Below are 25,259 nucleotides of genomic sequence, written 5' to 3' on the forward strand. Positions count from 1 at the left end.
TTTACGACACATCACGCACATCGTGAATCCCGCAAGTTACTCCCGCGTGCGCGGCGTACGTACGGCCCGGCCTCCTCCCGCTCGCCGGTCGGCCGACGCCACTTCCCCGGCGCCGGCAGGCCACTTCCCCTTCTGCAGAGCGGGCGGGGACCAGGCCGTACGTACCACCGCGCCGCTACCTGAGAGGGCGCATGAGCCAGACCCGACACGTCCCGGTGATGCTCCAGCGATGCCTGGACCTGTTGGCCCCGGCTCTCGCCGAACCGGGAGCCGTGGTCGTCGACTGCACTCTCGGCCTCGGCGGGCACAGCGAGGCCCTGCTTTCCGCCTTCCCCTCGGCGCGGCTCATCGCGCTGGACCGGGACAAGGAGGCGCTGCGGCTCTCCGGCGAGCGGCTCGCGCCGTTCGGCGACCGGGCCACCCTGGTGCACGCTGTCTACGACGAGCTGCCCGAGGTCCTGGAGCGGCTGTCCGTCCCACGGGTGCAGGGCATCCTGTTCGACCTCGGCGTCTCGTCGATGCAGCTGGACGAGGCGGACCGCGGGTTCGCCTATGCCCAGGACGCCCCGCTCGACATGCGGATGGACCAGACGACGGGCATCAGCGCCGCCGAGGTGCTCAATACCTATCCACCGGGTGAGCTGGTGCGGATCCTGCGCGCGTACGGCGAGGAGAAGCAGGCCAAGCGGATCGTCTCGGCGGTCGTGCGTGAGCGCGACGGCGAACCCTTCAGCAACAGTGCCCGGCTCGTCGCGCTGATCCGTGACGCGCTGCCGCAGGCCGCGAAGCGCACCGGCGGCAACCCCGCCAAGCGCACCTTCCAGGCGCTGCGCATCGAGGTCAACGGTGAGCTCACGGTGCTGGAGCGGGCCATCCCGGCGGCGGTGAAGACCCTCGCCGTGGACGGCCGGATCGCGGTCCTGGCGTACCACTCGCTGGAGGACCGGCTGGTCAAGCACGTGTTCTCGGCGGGCGCCGCCAACACGGCGCCGCACGGCCTGCCGGTCGTGCCCGAGCGTTATCAGCCACGTCTGAAGCTGCTGACACGCGGTGCGGAACTGCCGACGGAGGAGGAGATCGCCGAGAACCGGCGGGCTGCTCCGGCCCGGCTGCGGGGCGCGCAGCGCATCCGGGAGGACGTGCTGTGAGCAAGCCGGCCAAGCAGTTGAAGGGGCGGGCCGCGAGGTTGTCGCAGCTGATGCCCTCGGGTCCCAGTACGGCGGCTCGCACCCCCTTCGTGCTGCTGGTCGTGCTCCTTCTCGGCGGTGGGCTCATCACTCTGCTGCTGCTGAATTCCTCGCTCAACGAGGGCTCGTTCAGACTGAGCGAGCTCAAGAAGCGGACCACTGAACTGACCGACGAGGAGCAGGCGCTCCAGCGGGACGTGAACGACAGGTACGCGCCCGACGCCCTGGAGCGCAGGGCGCGCGAGCTGGGCATGGTGCCCGGTGGCAGCCCCGTCTTCCTCAACCCGGACGGTACGGTCCGCGGCGTGCCCACCGAGGCGTCGGCCGAGCCCGTCGCCCAGCCCACCGCGCTGAGCGTGCCCGCTCCGCAGCCGCCCGCGGCGGCGCCCTCCGCGCCGGTGGCCCCGGCCTCGCCCCCCGCGTCGTCCGCCCCGCCCACGCCTTCGCCCACGGCTCCTCCCGCTCCGGCTTCCGACCCCGCTCCCGTCCCGGTGAGCCCGTCCACGCAGCCGACCACGACACCCGGCAGGTGACGCAGTGCCTCCCAAGGAACCAGCCACACCGCGCCGCCGAGTACCCGGCCCCGCGCGTGCGCAGGGCGGGGGGCGCTCCAGATCCACCGCGCGCCCCCCGGCGGGACGCCCGCGCCCCGCGCGCAAAACGGCACGCTCCCTGCGGCTTGGCAGTCCCAGGCCACGGCTGCGGCTGGTCGGCCTCGGTCTGACCCTGGTCATGCTGGCCTTCGTCGTACGGCTGCTCCAGGTACAGGCCGTCGATGCGAGCGCGTACGCGGCGAAGGCGGAGAAGAACCGGTACTCCAGCTCCACGCTGGCCGCCGAGCGCGGTGAGATCACCGACCGCGACGGCATCGCGCTGGCCACCAGCGTCGACGCGTACGACATCACCGCCGACCCGTCGATGTTCACCACGAAGTTCAGCAAGGCCGACGACACGCCGGAGCAGGCCGCCGCGCTCCTCGCGCCCATCCTCCGCAAGGACGAGGGCGACCTGGCCAAGCAGCTCAGAAAGCCCAAGAGCAGGTACACGATCCTGGCCCGCCGCCAGACCCCGCAGATCTGGAAGCAGATCAAGGACCTCAGAAGCGTCTTCACCGAGAAGGCCAGGACGGACAAGGCCAACGGCGGCACCGGCGCCAATGTGCTCGCCGGCGTATTCCAGGAGCCCAGCAGCAAGCGCGTCTACCCCAACGGCGATCTCGGCGCCGGAATACTGGGTTACGTCAATGCCGACGGCAAGGGCGGTGGCGGCCTGGAGACCCAGCTGAACAAGGAGCTGGCGGGCAAGGACGGCGAGATCACCTACGCGCAGTCCGGCGGCCGCCGGGTGCCCACCGCGGGCAACCGCGAGGTGCCCGCGGTGCCCGGCTCCGACATCGAGCTGACCATCGACCGTGACATCCAGTGGGCCGCCCAGAAGGCCATCGCCGACCAGGTGAAGAAGTCCGCCGCGGACCGTGGCTACGTCATAGTGCAGGACAACAGGACCGGCGAGGTCCTCGCCATGGCCAACGCCCCCGGCTTCGACCCCAACGACCTCTCGCAGGCCAATTCGGCCGCGATGGGCAACGCGGCGCTTCAGGACGCCTTCGAACCGGGCTCCACCGCCAAGGTCATGTCCATGGCCGCGGTACTGGAGGAGAACGCCGCGGTTCCCGACACCCACGTGGTCGTGCCCAACCGGCTGCACCGCGGCGACCGGCTGTTCAAGGACGACATCGACCACCCCACCTGGTACCTGACGCTCAACGGCGTACTCGCCAAGTCCAGCAACATCGGCACGATCCTCGCGACCGAGCAGCTCGGCAAGACCCGTGCGGAGGCCAACCAGGTCCTCCACTCGTATCTGCGCAAGTTCGGCCTGGGCAGCCCCAGCGGGCTCGGCTATCCGGGTGAGACGGCCGGCATCCTCGCCAAGCCGCAGGACTGGAGCACCTCGCAGCAGTACACGATCCCATTCGGCCAGGGCCTGTCGCTCAACGCCATGCAGGCCGCTTCGGTCTACTCGACGATCGCCAACGGCGGCGTAAGGATCGAGCCAACTCTGGTCCGCGGCTCCAAGGGCCCCGACGGCCGCTTCACCCCGGCCCCCGCGCCCAAGAAGACCCGCGTGGTCAGCGAGAAGACCGCCAAGACCCTGGCGTCGATGCTGGAGTCCGTGGTGGACGACGAAGAGGGAACGGGCACCAAGGCACGCATCCCCGGCTACCGCGTCGGCGGCAAGACCGGCACGTCCAACCGGGTGGATCCGGCCACCGGCCGCTACAAGGGCTACACGGCGTCCTTCGCCGGCATCGCGCCCGCCGACAACCCGCGCATCACCGTGTACTGCGCCATCCAGAACCCGACCAGGGGCAGCTACTTCGGCGGCCAGATCTGCGGTCCCATCTACAAGCAGGTCATGGAATTCGCGCTGAAGACCCAGCAGGTCGCCCCGAGCGGCACCGCCCCCGCGCGGCTGCCGGTGTCCTTCCAGCCCGGCGAGTGACTCAGGACCATCAGTGACAACGATCACCCGCGATTCCGGGAACCGGCAGAACCCATCCACCGACCCGCCCCCCTCACTTCGCGGCAGGCCGGGTCGGCCCGGTACGCTCACCGCCGTGCCACACGCTGATCAGTCCCAAACCACCCAGAAGGACGCCCCGGTGACGTACCCCGGAGCGCCCAGGCCGGTCCAGGTCCGCCCGACACCCGTAGGGAAGCTGGCCGCACGGCTGGGCATCGAATCCCCGGGTGCGGCCGAGGTCACGGGCATCACCCACGACTCCCGTGCGGTGAGGCCGGGTGATCTGTACGCCGCGCTGCCCGGGGCCCGTCTCCACGGGGCCGACTTCGTCACCCAGGCGGCGAGCCTCGGCGCGGCCGCGATCCTCACCGACCCGGCGGGTTTGGAGCGGGCCGCCGCGACCGGCCTGCCGGTCCTCTCGGTCGCCGACCCACGCGGCCGGATGGGCGAGATCGCCGTCGAGATCTACGGCCACCCCGGCGAGGACCTGCTCCAGATCGGTATCACCGGCACGTCGGGCAAGACCACCACCGCGTATCTCGTCGAGGGCGGCCTGCGGGCCGCCGAGGCCGCGGAGGCCGCCGAGAACAAGGAGTCGCCGGCGCTGACGGGCCTCATCGGGACCGTCGAGATGCGCATCGGCGACGAGCGCATCAAGTCCGAACGCACCACCCCCGAGGCAACCGACCTGCAGGCCCTGTACGCCGTCATGCGCGAGCGCGGCGTCAAGGCGGTCGCCATGGAGGTTTCCAGCCACGCGCTGGTGCTCGGCCGGGTCGACGGCTGCGTCTTCGACGTGGCGGTCTTCAACAACCTGAGCCCCGAGCACATGGAATTCCACTCCGGCATGGAGGACTACTTCCAGGCGAAGGCACGGCTGTTCACGCCGGAGCGCAGCCGGGTCGGCGTGGTCAACTTCGACGACGAGTACGGCCGCAGGCTCATCACCGAGTCGGGTGTCCCGGTCACTTCGTTCTCCGCTGAGGGCCACCCGGACGCCGACTGGCGGGCCGAGAACGTCGACGTCGGCCCGTTCACCAGTGAGTTCACGGCCGTCGGCCCCAAGGGGGAGCGCGTCACCGCGACCGCCCCGCTGGCGGGCCCGTTCAACGTCGCCAACACCCTCGCCGCGATCGTTACGCTCGCCGTCGCCGGCGTCGACCCGCAGACCGCCGCCGACGGCATCGCCGCCGTCCCCGGTGTGCCGGGCCGCCTGGAGCGCGTGGACGTCGGCCAGCCGTACCTCGCGGTCGTCGACTACGCGCACAAGACGGACGCTGTCGAATCGGTTCTGCGCGCGCTGCGCAAGGTCACCGAGGGCAAGCTGCTCATCGTCCTCGGCTGCGGCGGCGACCGCGACAAGCAGAAGCGGGCCTCGATGGGCGCCGCCGCCGCCAGGCTGTCCGACACCGCCGTACTGACCTCCGACAACCCCCGTTCCGAGGACCCTCTCGCGATCCTCGCCGCCATGCTCGCGGGCGCAGCCGAGGTGCCCGCGCACGAGCGCGGCGAAGTCCTGATCGAGGCCGAGCGGGCTGCCGCGATCGCCACGGTCGTGGCGCGCGCCAAGCCCGGCGACACCGTACTCGTCGCGGGCAAGGGACATGAGCAGGGGCAGGACATCGCAGGAGTGGTACGCCCCTTCGACGACCGCCAGGTGCTTCGCGCCGCGATTATGAACACCCAGGGATGACCAAGTGATCGCCCTCTCCCTCGCCGAGATCGCCGAAATCGTCGGCGGGCAGCCGTACGACATACCGGACGGTGCCCTCACGGTGACCGGCCCCGTCGTCATCGACTCCCGTCAGGTCGGGCCCGGCAGTCTGTTCGTCGCCTTCGCGGGCGAGAACGTCGACGGACACGACTACGCGCGGCGCGCCGTCGATTTGGGCGCGGCAGCCGTCCTGGCCACCCGCCCGGTCGGCGTGCCCGCCATCGTTGTGGACGACGTCGTGAGGGCGCTCGGCGCCCTCGCGAGCGCCGTCGTCGAGCGCCTGGGCGCCACCGTCGTCGCGCTCACCGGATCGGCCGGCAAGACCAGTACCAAGGACCTGATCGCCCAACTCCTGGAGCGCAAGGGCCCGACGGTCTGGCCGGCCGGCAATCTGAACAACGAGATCGGGCTGCCGCTGACCGCACTGCGGGCCACCGAGGACACCCAGCACCTCGTCCTGGAAATGGGCGCCCGCTACATCGGCGACATCCGCTACCTCAGCAGCCTCGTCCCGCCGAGGATCGGCCTCGTGCTGAACGTCGGCACCGCCCACATCGGCGAGTTCGGGGGCCGCGAGCAGATCGCCGAGGCCAAGGGCGAACTGGTCGAGGCACTGCCGTCGGCGGAGGCGGGGGGAGTTGCCGTACTCAACGCGGACGATCCGCTCGTACGCGCCATGTCGGCCCGCACGAAGGCCCGGACGATCCTCTTCGGCGAGGCCGAGGACGCGGACGTACGTGCCGAGAATGTCCGGCTCACGCAGAACGGGCAGCCCGCCTTCCGCCTTCACACACCCACCGGGTGCAGTGACGTGACCATGCGGCTGTACGGTGAGCACCACGTGTCGAACGCGCTCGCCGCGGCCGCCGTCGCCCATGAGCTGGGCATGTCCGTTGACGAGATCGCCGTGGCGCTCTCCGAGGCGGACACGCTGTCCCGCTGGCGTATGGAGGTCACCGAGCGTCCTGACGGCGTGACGGTCGTCAACGACGCCTACAACGCGAATCCCGAATCCATGCGAGCCGCTCTTCGCGCGCTCGCGGCCATGGGCACGGGACGTCGTACGTGGGCGGTGCTCGGCCCGATGGCCGAGCTCGGCGACGATTCACTCGCCGAGCACGACGCGGTCGGACGACTTGTCGTCCGGCTCAACGTCAGCAAGCTCGTGGCAGTCGGGGGCAGGGAAGCGTCCTGGCTACAGCTGGGCGCTTACAACGAGGGTTCGTGGGGTGAGGAGTCGGTGCACGTGTCCGACGCGCAGGCGGCGGTCGACTTGTTGCGCAGTGAGTTGCGCCCGGGCGACGTCGTGCTGGTGAAGGCTTCCAGGTCGGTCGGTCTCGAACGGGTAGCCCAGGCGCTGCTCGATCACCGTACCGAGGGCGAGGTCACCGGCCGATGAGGCAGATCCTCTTCGCGGGAGTCATTGGGCTTTTTCTGACCCTGGTCGGCACTCCGCTGCTGATCAAGGTGCTCGCCCGAAAGGGATACGGGCAGTTCATCCGGGACGACGGTCCGCGCGGCCACCACGGCAAGCGCGGCACTCCCACCATGGGCGGCATCGCCTTCATAACGGCCACGCTCATCGCGTACGGCCTGGCGAAGGTCATCGCGGGCGAGAAGCCGACGATGTCGGGCCTGTTGGTGCTGTTCCTGATGGCGGGCATGGGTGTCGTCGGGTTCCTCGACGACTACATCAAGATCGTCAAGCAGCGTTCGCTGGGTCTTCGGGCCAAGGCGAAGATGGCGGGCCAGCTGATCGTCGGCATCGCCTTCGCGGTGCTCGCACTGCAGTTCAAGGACGCCCGCGGGCTCGCCCCGGCGTCCACCAAGCTCTCCTTCGTCCAGGACTTCGGCTGGACGATCGGCCCCGTGCTCTTCGTGGTCTGGGCGCTGTTCATGATTCTCGCGATGTCGAACGGTGTGAACCTCACCGACGGCCTCGACGGTCTCGCCACCGGCGCCTCGGTGATGGTCTTCGGCGCGTACACCTTCATCGGCGTATGGCAGTACCAGGAGTCCTGCTCCGACGCGGTCTCGCTGACCAACCCGGAAGCCTGCTTCGAGGTACGGGATCCACTGGACCTCGCGATTGTCGCCGCCGCCCTGATGGGCGCCTGCTTCGGCTTCCTGTGGTGGAACACCTCGCCCGCCAAGATCTTCATGGGTGACACGGGCTCACTGGCCCTCGGCGGCGCGCTCGCCGGTCTGGCGATCTGCTCCCGCACGGAGTTCCTGATCGCCCTCCTCGGCGGCCTGTTCGTCCTGATCACGATGTCTGTCGTGATCCAGGTCGGCTTCTTCAAGATGACGCGCAAGCGGGTCTTCAAGATGGCGCCGCTCCAGCACCACTTCGAACTCAAGGGGTGGTCCGAAGTCCTTGTGGTGGTCCGCTTCTGGATCATCCAGGGCATGTGCGTGATCGTGGGTCTGGGGCTGTTCTACGCCGGCTGGGCGGCCGACAAGTGAACTGGCAGGACAAGCGGGTCACCGTCGCGGGTCTCGGCGTCTCCGGGATCCCCGCGGCGCGTGCCCTGCGCGACCTCGGCGCCCGGGTCACCGTGGTCAACGACGGCGACGACGAGCGCTCCCGCGCCCAGGCCGCCGAGCTGGCGGCGCTGGGCATCACCGTGCGCCTCGGCGACGGAGCGACGCTGCCCGAGGGCACCGAGCTCATCGTCACCACGCCCGGCTGGCAGCCCGACAAGCCCCTCTTCAGGGCCGCGGCGGACGCGGGCGTGGAGATCTGGGGCGACGTCGAGCTGGCGTGGCGCCTGCGGGGCCCGGACGCGGCCCCCTGGCTCGCGGTCACCGGCACGAACGGCAAGACCACGACCGTGCGGATGCTGGCCTCCATCCTTGAGGCCGCAGGACTGCGCACGGCGGCCGTAGGCAACATCGGCGTCTCACTGCTCGACGCCGTCCTCGGCGACGAGCCGTACGACGTCCTGGCCGTCGAGCTCTCCAGCTACCAGCTGCACTGGGCGCCGAGTCTGCGCGCGCACTCCGCCGCCGTGCTCAACCTGGCCCCCGACCATCTGGACTGGCACGGCTCCATGGAGGCGTACGTCGCCGACAAGGGCCGCGTCTACGAGGGCAACCAGGTCGCCTGCGTCTACAACCTCACCGACCCGGCCACCGAGGCACTGGTCCGTGGGGCGGACGTAGAGGAGGGCTGCCGCGCGGTCGGCTTCACCCTCGCCGCCCCCGGCCCCTCCCAACTCGGTGTGGTCGACGGCATCCTGGTCGACCGCGCCTTCGTGCAGGACCGGCAGAGGAACGCCCAGGAGCTCGCCGAGGTCTCGGACGTGGCTGCGTCTTCCCGGGGGACAGCCCCCGGAGCCCCCGGACCGGCCCCCCACAACATCGCCAACGCCCTCGCCGCCGCGGCCCTCGCCCGCGCCTACGGTGTGCCGCCCACCGCCGTACGCGACGGGCTGCGGGCCTTCCGGCCCGACGCCCACCGCATCGAGCACATCGCCGATGTCGCGGGTGTCGCGTACGTCGACGACTCCAAGGCCACCAACACGCACGCCGCCCAGGCGTCCCTGGCGGCGTACGACCCGATCGTGTGGATCGCGGGCGGCCTCGCCAAGGGCGCCACCTTCGACGAGCTCGTCGAGAAGTCGGCGAAGCGACTGCGCGGCGTCGTCCTGATCGGCGCCGACCGCGCGCTGATCGCCGAAGCCCTGGCGCGACACGCCCCCGAGGTACCGGTGGTCGACCTCGACCGGACCGACACTGGGGCGATGTCGGCGGCGGTGTGCGAAGCGGCACGACTCGCACAGCCGGGGGACACCGTGCTGATGGCCCCGGCCTGCGCCTCCATGGACATGTTCGCCAACTACAACAAGCGTGGCGAGGCATTCACCGACGCCGTACGCGAGTTGGCTCCCGAGCGCGACTAGCGGACCGGTCCCCGCGCCGCGGACCGGTCGGCGCAGCCCATGAGTGGAGGGGACACGAGATGTTGGCCGACGACAGTGCCCTGGCCGGCCGCCCCGCCCTGCGCGGGCGGGCCGGGGCAGGAACGGTCCGCCGCACGGCCGCGCCGCGCCGCCGCGGCCCGACGATGCCCAGACCGCCGCGGGGCAACGGCCCACGGCGGCTGTACGAGCAGCTCCGCCGCACCTGGGACCGCCCTCTGACGGCGTACTACCTCATCCTGGGCAGCGCCCTGCTGATCACCGTGCTCGGCCTGGTGATGGTCTACTCCGCCTCGATGATCAAGGCGCTTGAGCTGTCGCTGCCCGCCTCGTACTTCTTCCGCAAGCAGTTCTTCGCGGCCGTCATCGGGACGGGCCTGCTGCTCGCCGCGTCCCGGATGCCCGCGAGGCTGCACCGCGCGCTCTCCTACCCGCTGCTGGCCGGCACGGTCTTCCTGATGGTCCTGGTCCAGGTCCCCGGAATAGGAGTCTCGATCGGCGGCAACCAGAACTGGATTTCGCTGGGCGGGCCCTTCATGCTCCAGCCCAGTGAGTTCGCCAAGCTGGCGCTGATCCTGTGGGGCGCCGACCTGCTCGCCCGCAAGCAGGACAAGCGGCTGCTGAGCCAGTGGAAGCACATGCTGGTGCCGCTCGTCCCCGTCGCCTTCATGCTGCTCGGCCTGATCATGCTCGGCGGCGACATGGGTACGGCGATCATCCTCACCGCGATCCTCTTCGGCCTGCTCTGGCTCGCGGGCGCGCCCACCCGGCTCTTCGCCGGGGTGCTCGCCTTCGCCGCCTTCATCGGCTTCGTCCTCATCAGCAACAACGCGAACCGGATGTCGCGGCTCGCCTGCATCGGCGCGACCGACCTCGGCCCCAAGGGCGAGTGCTGGCAGGCGGTGCACGGAATCTACGCTCTGGCGTCCGGCGGATGGTTCGGTTCCGGACTGGGTGCGAGTGTGGAAAAATGGGGCCAACTCCCGGAGCCGCACACCGACTTCATCTTCGCCATCACCGGTGAGGAACTGGGTCTGGCGGGGACGCTGTCCGTACTCGCCCTCTTCGCGGCCCTAGGCTATGCGGGTATCCGCGTGGCCGGACGCACGGAGGATCCCTTCGTCAGGTTTGCCGCGGGAGGTGTGACCACCTGGATCACGGCTCAGGCCGTGGTCAATATCGGTGCGGTGCTCGGTCTTCTGCCGATCGCCGGTGTCCCGCTCCCGCTGTTCTCCTACGGGGGCTCGTCCCTGCTGCCGACCATGTTCGCCGTAGGGTTGCTGATCGCCTTCGCGCGAGAGGATCCCGCCGCCAAGGCGGCCCTGGCCATGCGACGGCCCGGCCTTGGCAAAAAGGCCGGGGTGAGATGGAAGACGATGAGACGGCGCGTCAAGAAGCGTCCGTCCGGAGAGCGGTGAATTTCGGTGCATGTCGTACTCGCCGGCGGGGGGACCGCCGGCCACATCGAGCCCGCGCTCGCCCTCGCGGACGCCCTGCGCAGGCAGGACCCGAGCGTAGGAATCACGGCCCTGGGCACGGAGCGCGGACTTGAGACCAGGCTCGTACCGGAGCGTGGTTACGAACTGGGGCTGATCCCCGCCGTACCGCTGCCCCGCAGGCCCACCCCCGAACTGATCACCGTCCCGGGACGGCTGCGCGGCACCATCAAGGCCGCCGAGCAGATCCTGGTACGTACGAAGGCGGACTGCGTCGTCGGCTTCGGCGGCTATGTCGCGCTGCCCGGCTACCTCGCGGCCAAGCGCCTCGGAGTGCCGATCATCGTCCACGAGGCCAACGCGCGTCCCGGCCTGGCCAACAAGATCGGCTCGCGCTACGCGGCGGCCGTGGCGGTCTCCACCCCCGACAGCAAGCTGCGCGGCGCCCGCTACATCGGCATCCCGCTGCGCCGCACGATCGCCACCCTGGACCGGGCCAAGGTCAGGCCCGAGGCGCGCGCCGCCTTCGGCCTCGACCCCAACCTGCCGACGCTGCTCGTATCCGGCGGCTCGCAGGGCGCCCGCCGCCTCAACGAGGTGATCCAGCAGATCGCTCCGGTGCTCCAGCGCTCCGGAATCCAGATCCTGCACGCGGTCGGACCGAAGAATGAAATGCCACACGTCGACAACATGCCCGGTATGCCGCCCTATATCCCGGTACCGTATGTCGACCGGATGGACCTCGCGTACGCGGCGGCCGACATGATGCTCTGCCGTGCGGGCGCGATGACCGTCGCCGAACTCTCCGCCGTCGGACTCCCGGCCGCCTACGTCCCGCTGCCCATCGGCAACGGCGAACAGCGGCTCAACGCGCAGCCGCTGGTCAACGCCGGCGGTGGTCTGCTGGTCGACGACGCCCAGCTGACCCCCGAGTGGGTGCAGAGCCAGGTGCTCCCGGTCCTCGCGGACCCGCACCGGCTGTACGAGATGTCCCGCGCCGCCGCCGAGTTCGGCCGCCGGGACGCCGACGAGCTGCTGGTCGGCATGGTGTACGAGGCGATTGCCGCACGCAGGGCCGGCTGAACGGCCCCCGACACAGGAGGCAACAGCGAGTGGCCGGACCGACGACCGCCCAGCGCGGCGCACGAAAGGCGCCGGGATCGTCGGCGGCCCGCCCACCCCGCGAGAAGGGGCCGGGGAGCCGCCTGCGGCTCCCCGGCCGCCCCTGGGTGATCCTGCTCGTCGTCGCGGCACTGCTGCTCGCCGGGGGCGGTGTGTGGGCGCTCTACGGGTCCACCTGGCTGCGGGTCGAGCGGGTGAAGTCCTCCGGTACGCAGGTCCTGACGCCCGATGAGGTGCTCGCCGCCGCGGCGGTTCCGGTCGGGGCGCCGCTGATTTCCGTCGATACGGATGCCATTGAGGACCGGCTGCGCCGGAAATTGCCCCGTATCGACTCGGTGGATGTTGTTCGTTCATGGCCGCATGCCATCGGCCTGAAGGTGACCGAACGAAAGGCTGTACTGCTCGTGCGGAAGGGCGCACAGTTCGTCGAAGTGGACGACGAGAGTGTGCGGTTCGCCACGGTCCCCAAGGCGCCCAAGGGCGTACCACTACTGGAATTGACACCCGATCAGTCACCGAGTCTGCGACGCTTTGGAGCGGACCGTCTGATGCGGGAAGCCGTTCGGGTTCAGGGCGAAATCCCCGAATCCGTCGCCCAGGATGTGCGATCCTTCAAGGTCCGTTCGTACGACGCCATCTCACTGAAGCTGAGCCGGGGTCGTACGGTCGACTGGGGCAGTAGCGAGCAGGGCGAAGCGAAGGCGCGCACACTGAGGGCTCTCATGAAAGCAGCCCCCAAGGCCGCGCACTTCGACGTCAGTGCGCCCACCGCCCCGGCCGTGTCGGGGAGTTGACGGGTATACGCCCTGGCCAGCACCCTGGTTGGCCAGCGATATGGGTGATCACATAGGGTGAAAAGAAAAACGGGAGGTTCGGCGTGTTCGTTGAACGTGCGCCACTTGTCGACTTAGTGTCCTGTTCGGAAGAGTCCAACAGACACACTGGTAACCCTGAACTTCACCGTTAGGGTTCGGGTCGGCGTTCGGACCGTCCCAATCGGCATCAGTCGTCGCGCGCTGCAACTCCGCGGCGGCACGTAACTCGAGGCGAGAGGCCTTCGACGTGGCAGCACCGCAGAACTACCTCGCAGTCATCAAGGTCATCGGTGTCGGCGGCGGTGGTGTCAATGCCATCAACCGAATGATCGAGGTCGGTCTCAAGGGCGTCGAGTTCATCGCGATCAACACTGACGCGCAAGCGCTGTTGATGAGCGACGCCGACGTCAAGCTCGACGTCGGACGGGAACTCACCCGCGGCCTCGGCGCCGGAGCCAACCCGGCAGTCGGGCGCAAGGCGGCAGAGGACCACCGTGAGGAGATCGAGGAGGTCCTCAAGGGGGCCGACATGGTCTTCGTCACCGCCGGCGAAGGCGGCGGCACCGGAACGGGCGGCGCACCTGTCGTCGCCAACATCGCGCGCTCGCTCGGCGCCCTCACGATCGGCGTGGTCACCCGCCCGTTCACCTTCGAGGGACGGCGTCGCGCGAACCAGGCGGAGGACGGCATCGCCGAGCTCCGCGAAGAGGTCGACACCCTCATCGTCATTCCCAACGACCGGCTGCTGTCCATCTCGGACCGTCAGGTCAGCGTGCTCGACGCGTTCAAGTCGGCCGACCAGGTACTGCTCTCGGGCGTTCAGGGCATCACCGACCTCATCACCACCCCGGGTCTGATCAACCTCGACTTCGCGGACGTCAAGTCCGTAATGTCCGAGGCCGGATCCGCCCTGATGGGCATCGGCTCGGCACGCGGCGACGACCGTGCGGTGGCCGCCGCGGAGATGGCGATCTCCTCGCCGCTTCTGGAGGCGTCCATCGACGGCGCCCGCGGTGTGCTGCTCTCCATCTCCGGTGGCTCGGACCTCGGTCTCTTCGAGATCAACGAGGCCGCGCAGCTGGTGAGCGAGGCCGCCCACCCCGAGGCCAACATCATCTTCGGTGCGGTCATCGACGACGCGCTCGGCGACGAGGTACGGGTCACCGTCATCGCCGCCGGCTTCGACGGCGGACAGCCGCCGACCCGCCGCGAGACTGTTCTCGGTGCGGGCGCGGGCAGCAAGCGCGAGGAGTCCACGCCGTCCCGCTCCGCGGAGACGGCGCGGTCCACCAGCGGTATCGGCACTGTTCCGCCGCGCGAGGAGTCCCCGGCCCCGGCCGAGTCCGCCCCGGTGAGTGAGTACACCAGCACGCCGGTCTCGTCGCCGCACGTGCCGCCGGCCCGCCCGTACCAGGACAGCCAGGCCGAAGAGCTGGATGTCCCGGACTTCTTGAAGTGACCGTGCAGCACGACGCGATACACCCGGACGGCGCGCACTTCGCCTTCACCGACAGGTGGGGCGGGGTGAGCGCCGTTCCGTACGCGGAGCTCAATCTCGGTGGCGCGGTCGGCGACGAGTCCGCCGCGGTGCTGGCCAACCGCGACATCGCGGCCAAGGCGCTCGGCCTCGATCCGTCCCTGGTCGTCTGGATGAACCAGGTGCACGGTCGTGAGGTGGCCGTCGTCGACGGGCCGTGGGGCGCGGACACCGCGGGAACTGCGCACATCCCGGCGGTCGACGCGATCGTGACCGCCCGGCGCGGTCTCGCCCTCGCCGTTCTCACCGCGGACTGCGCCCCCGTACTGCTGGCCGACCCCGTGGCCGGCGTCGTGGCGGCCGCCCATGCCGGGCGGCCAGGTCTGGTCGCGGGGGTCGTCCCGGCCGCCGTCGAGGCAATGATCACACTGGGCGCCCAGCCGTCCCGGATCACCGCCCGCACCGGCCCCGCCGTCTGCGGACGCTGTTACGAGGTGCCGGCCCAGCTGCGGGCCGAGGTCGCCGACGCGGTGCCCGAGGCCTGGTCGGAGACGAGCTGGGGAACCCCGGCCGTCGATGTGAGCGCCGGGGTGCACGCGCAGCTCGAAGCGCTCGGCGTACGGGACCGGCAGCTCTCGCCGGTCTGCACACTGGAGTCGGGTGACCACTTCTCGTACCGCCGTGACCGCACGACGGGGCGGCTCGCCGGATATGTCTGGCTGGACGGATGAGGCATGACGGATCGCAAGTCTGAACTCGCGGCGAACCTGGAGCGGGTGGAGGAACGTATCTCCACCGCTTGTACGGCCGCCGGGCGCAAGCGCGAAGAAATGACCCTGATCGTGGTCACCAAGACCTACCCCGCGAGCGATGTACGGCTGCTCGCCGAGCTCGGCGTGCACCATGTCGCGGAGAACCGGGACCAGGACGCGGCTCCCAAGGCGGCCGAGTGCGCGGGGCTGCCGCTCTCCTGGCACTTCGTGGGGCAGCTGCAGACGAACAAGGTCCGTTCTGTGGCAGATTATGCCGATGTGGTGCAGTCCGTGGACCGGGCGAAGCTCGTCACCGCGCTCTCGGCGGCGGCGACGGGGGCCGGGCGCGAGCTGGGCTGCCTGATCCAGGTCGCCCTCGACGCCGGGGCGGGCGAGCGCGGTGAGCGGGGCGGGGTGGCGCCCGACGGCATCGAGGAGTTGGCCGCGAAGGTGGCCGGGGCCCCGGGCCTGAGGCTCGACGGTCTGATGACGGTCGCGCCCCTGGCGGGAGAGTACGAGGGGCGCCAACGGGCGGCATTCGAGCGGCTGGTGGAATTGTCATCCAGCCTGCGCGCGGCTCATCCTGCTGCGAACATGGTCTCGGCAGGGATGAGTGCGGACCTTGAGGAGGCCGTAGCGGCCGGGGCGACACATGTACGCGTCGGTACTGCGGTACTCGGAGTCCGACCCCGCCTCGGGTAACGTCGCGAAGCAAGTCGGACCACAGCAGAAAATATGGTCATTCCCGCCAAGAGGTGGGCAGGCCCAGTGGATCGCGGGCACTTGGTGACGATGCCGATGGTGACGATGCCGATCCACCACAGAGCGGAGGACTCAGAGAATGGCCGGCGCGATGCGCAAGATGGCGGTCTACCTCGGCCTCGTGGAGGACGATGGGTACGACGGCCGGGGTTTTGATCCCGATGACGATTTCGAACCCGAGCCGGAGCCCGAGCGGGAGCACCGGCGGCACCAGCCACCGCACCAGGACAGGCGCGAGGATTCCGTGCGCGTGGTGCAGCCTCCCGCGCAGCGCGAGCCGGTTGCGCTCGCGGCGGAAAGCGGACGACCAGCGCGAATCGCCCCCGTGGCATCCATCACACCTGAACGCCCGAACCTGGAGAAGAACGCACCGGTGATCATGCCCAAGGTTGTGTCCGAGCGGGAGCCCTACCGCATCACCACGCTGCACCCGCGGACCTACAACGAGGCCCGTACCATCGGGGAACACTTCCGCGAGAGCACTCCCGTGATCATGAATCTCACGGAGATGGACGACACGGATGCGAAGCGACTTGTCGACTTTGCGGCAGGACTCGTCTTCGGTCTGCATGGCAGCATTGAACGAGTGACGCAGAAGGTGTTCCTGTTGTCGCCTGCTAACGTCGATGTCACGGCGGAGGACAAGGCCCGTATTGCAGAGGGCGGCTTCTTCAACCAGAGCTGAGACGCGACAGACGTGACACAGGGGAACGACCCCGGCCGGGAGGCCGGACCGTGAGGGCATGGGGAGAGGGAAGTACGAGATGGGCATTGCACTACAGGTGATCTACATCGCGCTGATGTGCTTCCTCATCGTGCTGATCTTCCGGCTCGTCATGGACTACGTTTTCCAGTTCGCGCGCTCATGGGAACCCGGCAAGGCGATGGTGGTCGTCCTGGAGGCCACCTACTCTGTCACCGATCCACCGCTCAAGCTTCTGCGGCGGTTCATTCCGCCGCTGCGTCTCGGGGGCGTGGCACTCGACCTGTCCTTCTTCGTTCTGATGATCATCGTCTATATCCTGATCAGCATCGTGGTCAGGATGTGAGCGATACGGTCTTGCCGACTGCCGACGACTACGTAGAGGTGAAGAAGAGATGCCGCTGACCCCCGAGGACGTGCGGAACAAGCAGTTCACGACCGTCCGGCTCCGAGAAGGCTACGACGAGGACGAGGTTGATGCCTTCCTCGACGAGGTCGAGGCCGAACTGACCCGCCTGCTCCGCGAGAACGAGGATCTGCGCGCCAAGCTGGCCGCCGCGACGCGTGCCGCCGCGCAGAACCAGCAGCAGGGCATGCGAAAGCAGGAGCAGCAGGATCGCCCCGGCGCGCCTGTGCCCGCAGCCATATCCGGCCCGCCGGTCCAGCAGCAGCCCCCGCAGATGGGTCCGCCCCAGCTGCCCGGTGGTGCTCCGCAGCTGCCCGCGGGTCCCAGTGGTCACGGCCAGCAGCAGGGCCAGCACGGTCCGGGCCCGCAGCAGGGCCAGCACGGCCACCTCCAGCAGCACGGCCCCGGTCCGCAGGGCCAGCACGGTCCCGGCCCCATGGGTCAGGGCCCGATGCAGGGACAGATGGGTCAGGGCCCCATGGGCCAGGGCCAGATGCAGAACCAGATGCAGAACCAGATGGGCGGCCCGATGGGCGGACCCATGGGCGGCCACGGACCGCAGCTCCCGCAGCCCGGTCAGGCACCCGGCGGCGACAGCGCCGCGCGTGTGCTTTCGCTGGCGCAGCAGACCGCGGACCAGGCGATCGCGGAGGCCCGTTCCGAGGCCAACAAGATCGTCGGCGAGGCGCGCAGCCGCGCCGAGGGCCTGGAGCGGGACGCCCGCGCCAAGGCGGACGCGCTGGAGCGGGACGCGCAGGAGAAGCACCGTGTCGCGATGGGCTCGCTGGAGTCCGCCCGCGCCACGCTTGAGCGCAAGGTCGAGGACCTGCGCGGCTTCGAGCGCGAGTACCGGACCCGGCTGAAGTCCTACCTGGAGAGCCAGCTGCGTCAGCTGGAGACCCAGGCGGACGACTCGCTGGCTCCGCCGCGGGCCCCGGCGGCCGCTTCGCTGCCGCCGGCTCCGCAGATGAGTGGCTCGATGGCTCCGGCCGGTGCGGGTTCCATGGGGCACTCCATGGGCGGTCAGCCGTCGATGGGTAACCACGGTGGCCAGCAGTCCAACGCTCCGTCCTACGGCGGCCAGCAGCAGATGTCCCCGGCGATGACTCAGCCGATGGCGCCGGTGCGGCCGCAGGCTCCGCAGCCGATGCAGCAGGCGCCTTCGCCGATGCGTGGCTTCCTCATCGACGAGGACGACAACTGACGGGCGTTCGCGCGCTGAGCGCGTAGCCGTCGGCAGGCTGAGGGCCGGGCCCCGGGGATTCACTCCCCGGGGCCCGGCCCTTTTGGCGTGCGGGCGGGCGGGGGCGGCCCTCGGGTGCGAGTCGGCCGGGGGCGGGGTGCGGCGGGGTGGCGCCTGCGGCGGGCTGTTCCCCTACCCGCCCCTTCCCACAACTGGGGCTCCGCCCCAGACCCCGGTCCTCAAACGCCGGACAGGCTGAATGTGCCGGGGAGGTTCAAAGCGCGGCCCCTGACCTCGGCAGGCTGAAGTACGTGCGGCGTCGAGGAAACGTTCAGCCCGGTCGGCGGAACAGCGAAGGCCCGGCCGACTTCGGCCGGGCCTTCGCGCGTGTTGAGCGCTACGCCTCGGTCTTCCGCAGCCGGAAGGTGAGGGACAGGCCCTCGTCCATGAACGGGTCGCCGTACGTCGCGTCCGCCTCCGCCGCCGCGAAGTCCAGCGCCAGGACCTCCTCCGCGATCAGCTTCGTGTGCGCGGTAAGGGCCTCGGCGGTCTCCGGGTCCGTCGTGCTCCAGCGGACCGCGATACGGTCCGCGACGTCCAGGCCGCTGTTCTTGCGGGCCTCCTGGATCAGCCGGATCGCGTCGCGGGCCAGGCCCGCGAGCCGCAGCTGCGGGGTGATCTCCAGGTCCAGCGCGACCGTGGCGCCCGAGTCGGAGGCCACCGACCAGCCCTCGCGGGGCGTCTCGGTGATGATGACCTCGTCCGGGGTCAGGGACACCGGCTCACCGTCCACCGTGACTTCCGCGGTGCCTTCGCGCAGGGCGAGGGACAGGGCCGCAGCGTCCGTCTCCGCGACCGCCTTGGCCACCGCCTGGACGCCCTTGCCGAAGCGCTTGCCGAGCGCGCGGAAGTTCGCCTTGGCCGTGGTGTCGACCAGGGAGCCGCCGACCTCCGCGAGCGAGGCCAGCGAAGTGACGTTGAGCTCCTCGGTGATCTGGGCGCGCAGCTCGGGGGAGAGGGCCTCGAAGCCATGGGCCGCGATCAGTGCGCGGGACAGCGGCTGGCGGGTCTTGACGCCCGACTCCGCGCGCGTCGCGCGGCCCAGCTCGACCAGGCGGCGTACCAGCGCCATGTGCTGGGAGAGCGGGGGGTCGATCGCGGCGAGGTCGGCCTCGGGCCAGGTGGAGAGATGGACCGACTCCGGGGCACCCGGTGTGACCGGGACGATCATGTCCTGCCAGACCCGCTCCGTGATGAAGGGGGTGAGCGGGGCCATCAGCCGGGTGATCGTCTCGACCACGTCGTGCAGGGTGCGCAGCGCCGACTTGTCGCCCTGCCAGAAGCGGCGGCGCGAGCGGCGTACGTACCAGTTGGACAGGTCGTCGACGAACGACGAGAGGAGCTTGCCGGCGCGCTGGGTGTCGTACGACTCCATCGCCGAGGTGACCTGGTCGGTCAGGGCGTGCAGCTCGGAAAGGAGCCAGCGGTCCAGGACCGGGCGGTCCGCCGGGGCCGGATCGGCCGCGGACGGGGCCCAGTTGGATGTACGGGCGTAGAGCGCCTGGAAGGCGACGGTGTTCCAGTACGTCAGGAGGGTCTTGCGGACGACCTCCTGGATCGTGCCGTGACCCACGCGCCGCGCCGCCCACGGGGAGCCGCCGGCCGCCATGAACCAGCGGACGGCGTCCGCGCCGTGCTGGTCCATGAGGGCGATGGGCTCAAGGGTGTTGCCCAGGTGCTTGGACATCTTGCGGCCGTCCTCGGCGAGGATGTGGCCCAGGCAGACGACGTTCTCGTAACTCGACTTGTCGAAGACCAGGGTGCCGACTGCCATCAGCGTGTAGAACCAGCCGCGGGTCTGGTCGATGGCCTCCGAGATGAACTGCGCCGGGTAGCGCTTCTCGAAGAGCTCCTTGTTCTGGTGCGGGTAGCCCCACTGCGCGAACGGCATGGAGCCCGAGTCGTACCAGGCGTCGATGACCTCGGGCACCCGCGTCGCGGTGAGCGCGCAACTCTCGTCCGGGCAGGGGAACATGACGTCGTCGATGTACGGGCGGTGCGGGTCGAGCGACGACTTGTCGGTGCCGGTCAGGTCGGTCAGCTCGGCGCGCGAGCCCACGCAGGTGAGGTGGTTGTCCTCGCAGCGCCAGATGGGCAGCGGGGTGCCCCAGTAGCGGTTGCGGGACAGCGCCCAGTCGACGTTGTTGTTCAGCCAGTCGCCGAAGCGGCCCTGCTTGACCGAGTCCGGGAACCAGTTGGTCTTCTCGTTCTCGCGCAGCATCGCGTCCTTGACCGCGGTGGTGCGGATGTACCAGGACGGCTGCGCGTAATAGAGAAGCGCGGTGTGGCAGCGCCAGCAGTGCGGATAGCTGTGCTCGTAAGGGACATGACGGAACAGCAGGCCGCGCTTGCCCAGGTCCTCGGTGAGCGCCTCGTCGGCCTTCTTGAAGAAGACGCCGCCGACCAGCGGGATGTCCTCCTCGAAGGTGCCGTCGGGGCGGACCGGGTTGACGACCGGCAGGCCGTACGCCTTGCAGACCAGGAGGTCGTCCGCGCCGAAGGCGGGGGACTGGTGGACCAGACCGGTGCCGTCCTCGGTGGTGACGTACTCGGCGTTGACGATGTAGTGGGCTTCAGCAGGGCTGTGCCCATTGGTTCCCTCGACGCCGCTCGGGAACTCGACCAGCTCGAAGGGGCGTTGGTACTTCCAGCGCTCCATCTCCGCGCCGGTGAATCTCTCGCCGGTGGCCTCCCAGCCCTCACCCAGGGCCTTTTCGAGCAGCGGCTGTGCGACGACGAGCTTCTCCTCGCCGTTCGTCGCGACGACGTAGGTGACGTCGGGGTGCGTGGCGACGGCGGTGTTGGACACCAGCGTCCAGGGCGTGGTCGTCCACACGAGCAGCGCAGCCTTGCCGGCCAGCGGGCCCGAGGTGAGCGGGAAGCGGACGAAGACCGAGGGGTCGACGACGGTCTCGTAGCCCTGCGCCAGCTCGTGGTCGGACAGGCCGGTGCCGCAGCGCGGGCACCAGGGGGCGACGCGGTGGTCCTGGACCAGCAGGCCCTTGTTGAAGATCTCCTTCAGCGACCACCAGACCGACTCGATGTAGTCGGGGTCCATGGTGCGGTAGGCGCCGTCGAGGTCGGTCCAGTACCCCATGCGGGTCGTCAGCTCGGCGAAGGCGTCGGTGTGCCGGGTCACCGAGGCGCGGCACTTCGCGTTGAACTCCGCGATGCCGTATTCCTCGATGTCCTTCTTGCCGGTGAAGCCCAGTTCCTTCTCGACCGCCAGCTCGACGGGCAGGCCGTGACAGTCCCAGCCGGCCTTGCGGGCGACGTGGTAGCCGCGCATGGTGCGGAAGCGCGGGAAGACGTCCTTGAAGACGCGGGCCTCGATGTGGTGGGCGCCGGGCATTCCGTTGGCGGTCGGCGGGCCCTCGTAGAAGACCCACTCGGGGCGGCCCTCGGACTGTTCGAGGCTCTTCGCGAAGACCTTGCTCTCGCGCCAGAAATCGAGCACGGCGTGCTCAAGGGCGGGCAGGTCGACCTGGGCTGGCACCTGGCGGTACTGCGACATCGGTTCCTCCGGCGGACGTGGTATCTCCGTCGGAGGGACGAGAGCGAGTGCTCCCGCGGTACCACCCTCCTTGGCCGCCGACGGTGCCGGTGGCCCCCTCATTGGGGTCGCGATGCCGGTTCTACTGACCCCTGGGGGCGTTCTTCCGGCGGCTCCGGGGCGATGCTTCACTTCGCGCTGGTCCCCGGGCTCTCACCGTCCCCGGGTCGCTCATGGCTGCGTACGACGCTACTGGTCCCCGTCATGGCCTTTCGCTGGGCCCAGTGTACGGGGCCCAGGGCTCGGGGGCGTCCGGTTTCCGCGGGGCGCCCGGGGCCACGCCGCTAGCCCGAATGGCCATACGGGGCGCGAACGGCTCCTGCTGCTTCCGCGCGGCGGATTACCCGGCGGAGAGCTGGGAACAACGGATGCAGGCCCGCCGCGTCGACCGAGTGGCGGGGTCTACCGGCGGCGTGCCCCGTTGCCGCGGGGCTGGGGTCGATTTATCGTCCCAGCACGATTCGCGCGCAAGATCACAAAATGTGAAGGGGCCGCGGCCATGGTGGCTGAGAAGACCGCCGTACAGAAGAAGACGGCGTCCGAAAGATCCACTGGTACGGCGGCTGACGACGCTGACGGGGCCGGTGGGAAGAGAGCCGCCGCAGCGAAGACCGCCACCGCCAAGAAGACTCCCGAGAAGCCCGCCAGGAAGACCGCGAAGAAGGCGGTCGCGAAGAAGGCGGCACCTGCCAAGAAGGCACCTGCCAAGAAGGCACCTGCCAAGAAGGCGGCTGCGAAGAGGGCCGCTCCTGCGGCCAAGGGGGCGGCTCAGGCCGCGGAACAGACAGGAGCCAAGACGGTGGTTGCGAAAAAGACTCCGAGCAGGGCGTCGGCCGTCAAGAAGGCCACGACCACGGCCACGGCGGTGCCCAAGTCCCGTACGGCCGACGCGGCGGCCGTGGGGGGCGTGGGGGGGCTCGCCGTCCGGCCGGGGGAGGATCCGTGGACCTCGTCGGAGATCGCCGAGGCGCGGGCCGAGCTGGAGAGCGAGATCCTGCAGCTCAGGGCCGAGATTTCCACGCTGGAGGAGGCGGTTTCCGGACTGATGCGGGACTCCGGTGGCGGCGCGGGCGACGACGACGCCGACACCGGCACCAAGAACATCTCCCGTGAGCACGAGCTGGCGCTGGCCGCCTCCGCCCGCGAGCGGATGGAACAGACCGAGCGGGCCCTGGACCGGCTGGACGCGGGCACGTACGGGCTCTGCGAGATCTGCGGCAAGGCGATCGGCAAGGCGCGCATGCAGGCCTTCCCGCGCGCCATCCTGTGCGTGGAGGACAAGCAGAAGCAGGAGCGGCGCTACTGAGGGCCGCAGGGAGAGCCACCGAGGGCTCCGAAGGACCGCGGCCGGACCGCCGCCGGACCGCTGCGTGGCTGGTCCGGCACCGCGGAGTCCGTACGTGTGTGCCGTACCCTCGTGCTCTAGTCAGGCACCTAGGTTGAGGGACTCACGTGGCAGAGGCGGAGCGCATCATCGGTACGCCGGACCCCCCTGGGGCGGGGGGCGCCGAGCCGGAGCAGCCCTCCGACGCGCGGGCCCGGCCCGAGGCCGGCGCCGAGCTCGATGCTGAGGTCGGAACCGGCGCCGGGGACCCGCCCGAGCAGCCGGCGAGCAGGGGCAAGCGCAAGATCGCCGCGCTGATCGTGGTGACGCTCGTCGCCTATCTGCTCGACCTCGGCACCAAGATGCTCGTGGTGGCGAAGCTGGAGCACCACGAGCCGATCGAAGTTGTCGGGGACCTGCTCAGGTTCGAGGCGATCCGCAACGCGGGCGCGGCCTTCGGCTTCGGCGAGGCCTTCACGGTGATCTTCACCTGTATCGCGGCCACCGTGATCGTGGTGATCGCCCGGCTCGCGCGCAAGCTCTACAGCCTGCCCTGGGCCATCGCGCTGGGCCTGCTGCTCGGCGGCGCGCTGGGCAATCTCACCGACCGGATCTTCCGCTGGCCCGGTGTCTTCGAGGGCGCCGTCGTGGACTTCATCGCCCCGGCGAATTTCGCGGTCTTCAACCTCGCCGACTCCGCGATCGTCTGCGGCGGCATCCTCATTGTGATCCTGTCGTTCCGGGGCCTGGACCCTGATGGGACCGTCCACAAGGACTGACAAGGCATACTCGACAGGTGAGTACGATTCCCGAGGTTCGCACCCTGCACGTTCCCGATGGCCTAGAAGGCGAGCGCGTCGACGCCGCTATTTCCCGCATGTTCGGCTTCTCCCGTACCAAGGCGGCCGATCTCGCCGCCGCGGGAAAGGTTCAGGTCGACGGGGCGGTGGTCGGGAAGTCGGAACGGGTGCACGGCGGGGCCTGGCTCGAGGTGGAGCTGCCACCGGCCGCCGCGCCCGTGCAGATCATCGCCGAGCCCGTCGAGGGCATGGAGATCGTCCATGACGACGACGACATCGTCGTGATCGTCAAGCCGGTCGGAGTCGCCGCCCACCCGAGCCCCGGCTGGACCGGCACCACCGTGATCGGCGGCCTCGCCGCCGCCGGATACCGGATCTCCACCTCCGGTGCCGCCGAGCGCCAGGGCATCGTGCACCGCCTCGACGTCGGTACGTCCGGCCTCATGGTCGTCGCCAAGTCGGAGCGCGCCTACACCCTGCTCAAGCAGCAGTTCCGCGAGCGTACGGTCGACAAGCGCTACCACACGCTCGTACAGGGCCACCCGGACCCGATGAGCGGGACCATCGACGCGCCGGTGGGCCGCCACCCCCAGCACGACTGCAAGTGGGCCGTGACGGCCGAGGGCAAGCCCTCCATCACGCACTACGACCTCATCGAGGCCTTCCGGGCCGCGAGCCTGCTGGACGTCAAGCTGGAGACGGGGCGCACGCACCAGATCCGCGTGCACATGTCCGCCCATCGCCACCCGTGCGTGGGTGACCTCACCTACGGCGCGGACCCGACGCTCGCCAAGCGCCTCGGCCTGACGCGGCAGTGGCTGCACGCCGTGCGGCTCGGCTTCGAGCACCCGTCGGACGGCCAGTGGGTCGAGTACGCGAGCACCTACCCCGACGACCTCCAGAACGCGCTGGACGTGATCCGGGCGGAGAGCGAGTGAGCTCCCCCTCGTACGTCGTCCGGGTCGCCGATGGCCCCGCGGACACCGAGGCCTGCTTCGCGGTCCGCAAAGAGGTCTTCGTCGTCGAGCAGGAGGTGCCTGCCGACATCGAGTACGACGCGTACGACGCCTTGGCCGTGCACGTCCTGGCCGTGACCGACGAAGGGCTGCCGCTGGGCACCGGACGGCTGCTGTACGGCGCCGCGGCGGCCGGCCGGACCGGTGGTGACGCGACGGTCGGCTCGCTCGGCAGGCTGGCCGTGAGCCGGGCCGCTCGCGGGCTCGGTGTCGGGGCGGCGCTGGTGCGGGCGGTCGAGGACGCGGCCCAGGAGCGCGGTCTGAGCGCCGTGGACCTGCACGCGCAGACGCACGCGCTGGGCTTCTACGAACGGCTCGGCTATGCGGCGTACGGGCCGGAGTTCCTGGACGCGGACATCGCGCACCGGGCGATGCGGCGCGCCCTGTAGGCGCAGCTCAGAGGACCGACGGGGTCACAGCTCAGGCTGTCGGCCCCGTTTTGCTGTCCCCGCGCCTGCCCCGTGCCGCGACCGTGCCGTCCCCGTGCTGCCGCCTTCACA

The 25,259-nt window shown here is 70.0% G+C and carries 21 protein-coding genes; 20 read left to right on the forward strand and 1 reads right to left on the reverse strand.

Annotated features, from left to right (window positions below):
* Positions 1-191: 191 nt before the first annotated feature.
* From rsmH to ABCR94_RS22455, 16 genes are all read left to right on the forward strand, one after another.
* Entirely contained in the window at positions 192-1,148 is a 957-nt protein-coding gene (gene rsmH / locus ABCR94_RS22380) for a 16S rRNA (cytosine(1402)-N(4))-methyltransferase RsmH (RefSeq protein ID WP_347121565.1), read from the forward strand.
* The gene (ftsL, locus tag ABCR94_RS22385) at positions 1,145-1,720 is read left to right on the forward strand and encodes a cell division protein FtsL (RefSeq protein ID WP_347121567.1); all 576 of its coding nucleotides are present in this window, start codon (positions 1,145-1,147) and stop codon (positions 1,718-1,720) included. The genes rsmH and ftsL overlap by 4 nt, the downstream gene beginning before the upstream one ends.
* Positions 1,721-1,724: 4 nt before the next feature.
* Entirely contained in the window at positions 1,725-3,692 is a 1,968-nt protein-coding gene (locus tag ABCR94_RS22390; protein ID WP_347121569.1) for a peptidoglycan D,D-transpeptidase FtsI family protein, read from the forward strand.
* Positions 3,693-3,705: 13 nt separating this feature from the next.
* A complete protein-coding gene (locus ABCR94_RS22395) occupies positions 3,706-5,406 on the forward strand; it encodes a UDP-N-acetylmuramoyl-L-alanyl-D-glutamate--2,6-diaminopimelate ligase (RefSeq protein ID WP_347121570.1) in 1,701 nt (566 codons plus the stop codon).
* 4 nt (positions 5,407-5,410) lie between these two features.
* A complete protein-coding gene (locus ABCR94_RS22400; protein WP_347121571.1) occupies positions 5,411-6,826 on the forward strand; it encodes a UDP-N-acetylmuramoyl-tripeptide--D-alanyl-D-alanine ligase in 1,416 nt (471 codons plus the stop codon).
* Entirely contained in the window at positions 6,823-7,893 is a 1,071-nt protein-coding gene (mraY, locus tag ABCR94_RS22405; protein WP_347121573.1) for a phospho-N-acetylmuramoyl-pentapeptide-transferase, read from the forward strand. Before ABCR94_RS22400 ends, mraY begins: the two co-directional genes overlap by 4 nt.
* Positions 7,890-9,332: a UDP-N-acetylmuramoyl-L-alanine--D-glutamate ligase gene (gene murD / locus ABCR94_RS22410; protein ID WP_521977539.1), complete on the forward strand. Its 1,443-nt coding sequence runs from the start codon at positions 7,890-7,892 to the stop codon at positions 9,330-9,332. The genes mraY and murD overlap by 4 nt, the downstream gene beginning before the upstream one ends.
* Before the next feature lie 59 nt (positions 9,333-9,391).
* Positions 9,392-10,768, forward strand: coding sequence for a putative lipid II flippase FtsW (gene ftsW, locus ABCR94_RS22415; protein ID WP_521977541.1), 1,377 nt, complete (start codon positions 9,392-9,394; stop codon positions 10,766-10,768).
* Between the two features lie 6 nt (positions 10,769-10,774).
* The gene (gene murG / locus ABCR94_RS22420; protein ID WP_347121575.1) at positions 10,775-11,869 is read left to right on the forward strand and encodes an undecaprenyldiphospho-muramoylpentapeptide beta-N-acetylglucosaminyltransferase; all 1,095 of its coding nucleotides are present in this window, start codon (positions 10,775-10,777) and stop codon (positions 11,867-11,869) included.
* Positions 11,870-11,898: 29 nt separating this feature from the next.
* A complete protein-coding gene (locus ABCR94_RS22425) occupies positions 11,899-12,702 on the forward strand; it encodes a cell division protein FtsQ/DivIB (RefSeq protein WP_347121576.1) in 804 nt (267 codons plus the stop codon).
* 268 nt (positions 12,703-12,970) lie between these two features.
* The gene (gene ftsZ / locus ABCR94_RS22430) at positions 12,971-14,182 is read left to right on the forward strand and encodes a cell division protein FtsZ (protein WP_347121577.1); all 1,212 of its coding nucleotides are present in this window, start codon (positions 12,971-12,973) and stop codon (positions 14,180-14,182) included.
* Entirely contained in the window at positions 14,179-14,931 is a 753-nt protein-coding gene (gene pgeF, locus ABCR94_RS22435) for a peptidoglycan editing factor PgeF (RefSeq protein ID WP_347121578.1), read from the forward strand. Before ftsZ ends, pgeF begins: the two co-directional genes overlap by 4 nt.
* Before the next feature lie 3 nt (positions 14,932-14,934).
* Complete coding sequence (locus ABCR94_RS22440; RefSeq protein WP_347121579.1) at positions 14,935-15,654, forward strand: YggS family pyridoxal phosphate-dependent enzyme; 720 nt, start codon at positions 14,935-14,937, stop codon at positions 15,652-15,654.
* A 139-nt stretch (positions 15,655-15,793) separates the two neighbouring features.
* Positions 15,794-16,399 (forward strand): cell division protein SepF, encoded by a 606-nt coding sequence (locus ABCR94_RS22445; protein ID WP_347121581.1) that lies wholly within the window; start codon positions 15,794-15,796, stop codon positions 16,397-16,399.
* A 79-nt stretch (positions 16,400-16,478) separates the two neighbouring features.
* Positions 16,479-16,763: a YggT family protein gene (locus ABCR94_RS22450; protein WP_347121583.1), complete on the forward strand. Its 285-nt coding sequence runs from the start codon at positions 16,479-16,481 to the stop codon at positions 16,761-16,763.
* A 49-nt stretch (positions 16,764-16,812) separates the two neighbouring features.
* Positions 16,813-18,027 carry a DivIVA domain-containing protein gene (locus tag ABCR94_RS22455; RefSeq protein WP_347121584.1) on the forward strand — a complete coding sequence of 405 codons (1,215 nt, stop codon included), beginning with the start codon at positions 16,813-16,815 and terminating at the stop codon, positions 18,025-18,027.
* A gap of 376 nt (positions 18,028-18,403) precedes the next feature.
* Here the strand turns inward: ABCR94_RS22455 and ileS are convergent, their stop codons facing one another.
* Entirely contained in the window at positions 18,404-21,580 is a 3,177-nt protein-coding gene (gene ileS / locus ABCR94_RS22460) for an isoleucine--tRNA ligase (protein WP_347121586.1), read from the reverse strand.
* 538 nt (positions 21,581-22,118) lie between these two features.
* Here ileS and ABCR94_RS22465 point away from each other — a divergent pair.
* The 4 genes from ABCR94_RS22465 to ABCR94_RS22480 all read left to right on the forward strand — a co-directional run bounded on the left by ABCR94_RS22465 (position 22,119) and on the right by ABCR94_RS22480 (position 25,148).
* Positions 22,119-22,925, forward strand: coding sequence for a TraR/DksA family transcriptional regulator (locus ABCR94_RS22465; RefSeq protein WP_347121588.1), 807 nt, complete (start codon positions 22,119-22,121; stop codon positions 22,923-22,925).
* A gap of 146 nt (positions 22,926-23,071) precedes the next feature.
* Entirely contained in the window at positions 23,072-23,722 is a 651-nt protein-coding gene (gene lspA, locus ABCR94_RS22470) for a signal peptidase II (RefSeq protein WP_347121589.1), read from the forward strand.
* A 17-nt stretch (positions 23,723-23,739) separates the two neighbouring features.
* Positions 23,740-24,681 carry an RluA family pseudouridine synthase gene (locus ABCR94_RS22475; protein WP_347121591.1) on the forward strand — a complete coding sequence of 314 codons (942 nt, stop codon included), beginning with the start codon at positions 23,740-23,742 and terminating at the stop codon, positions 24,679-24,681.
* The gene (locus ABCR94_RS22480) at positions 24,678-25,148 is read left to right on the forward strand and encodes a GNAT family N-acetyltransferase (protein WP_347121592.1); all 471 of its coding nucleotides are present in this window, start codon (positions 24,678-24,680) and stop codon (positions 25,146-25,148) included. The genes ABCR94_RS22475 and ABCR94_RS22480 overlap by 4 nt, the downstream gene beginning before the upstream one ends.
* Positions 25,149-25,259: the final 111 nt, after the last annotated feature.

The organism is Streptomyces changchenzhani (genome assembly GCF_039766235.1).
Classification (GTDB): Bacteria; Actinomycetota; Actinomycetes; order Streptomycetales; family Streptomycetaceae; genus Streptomyces.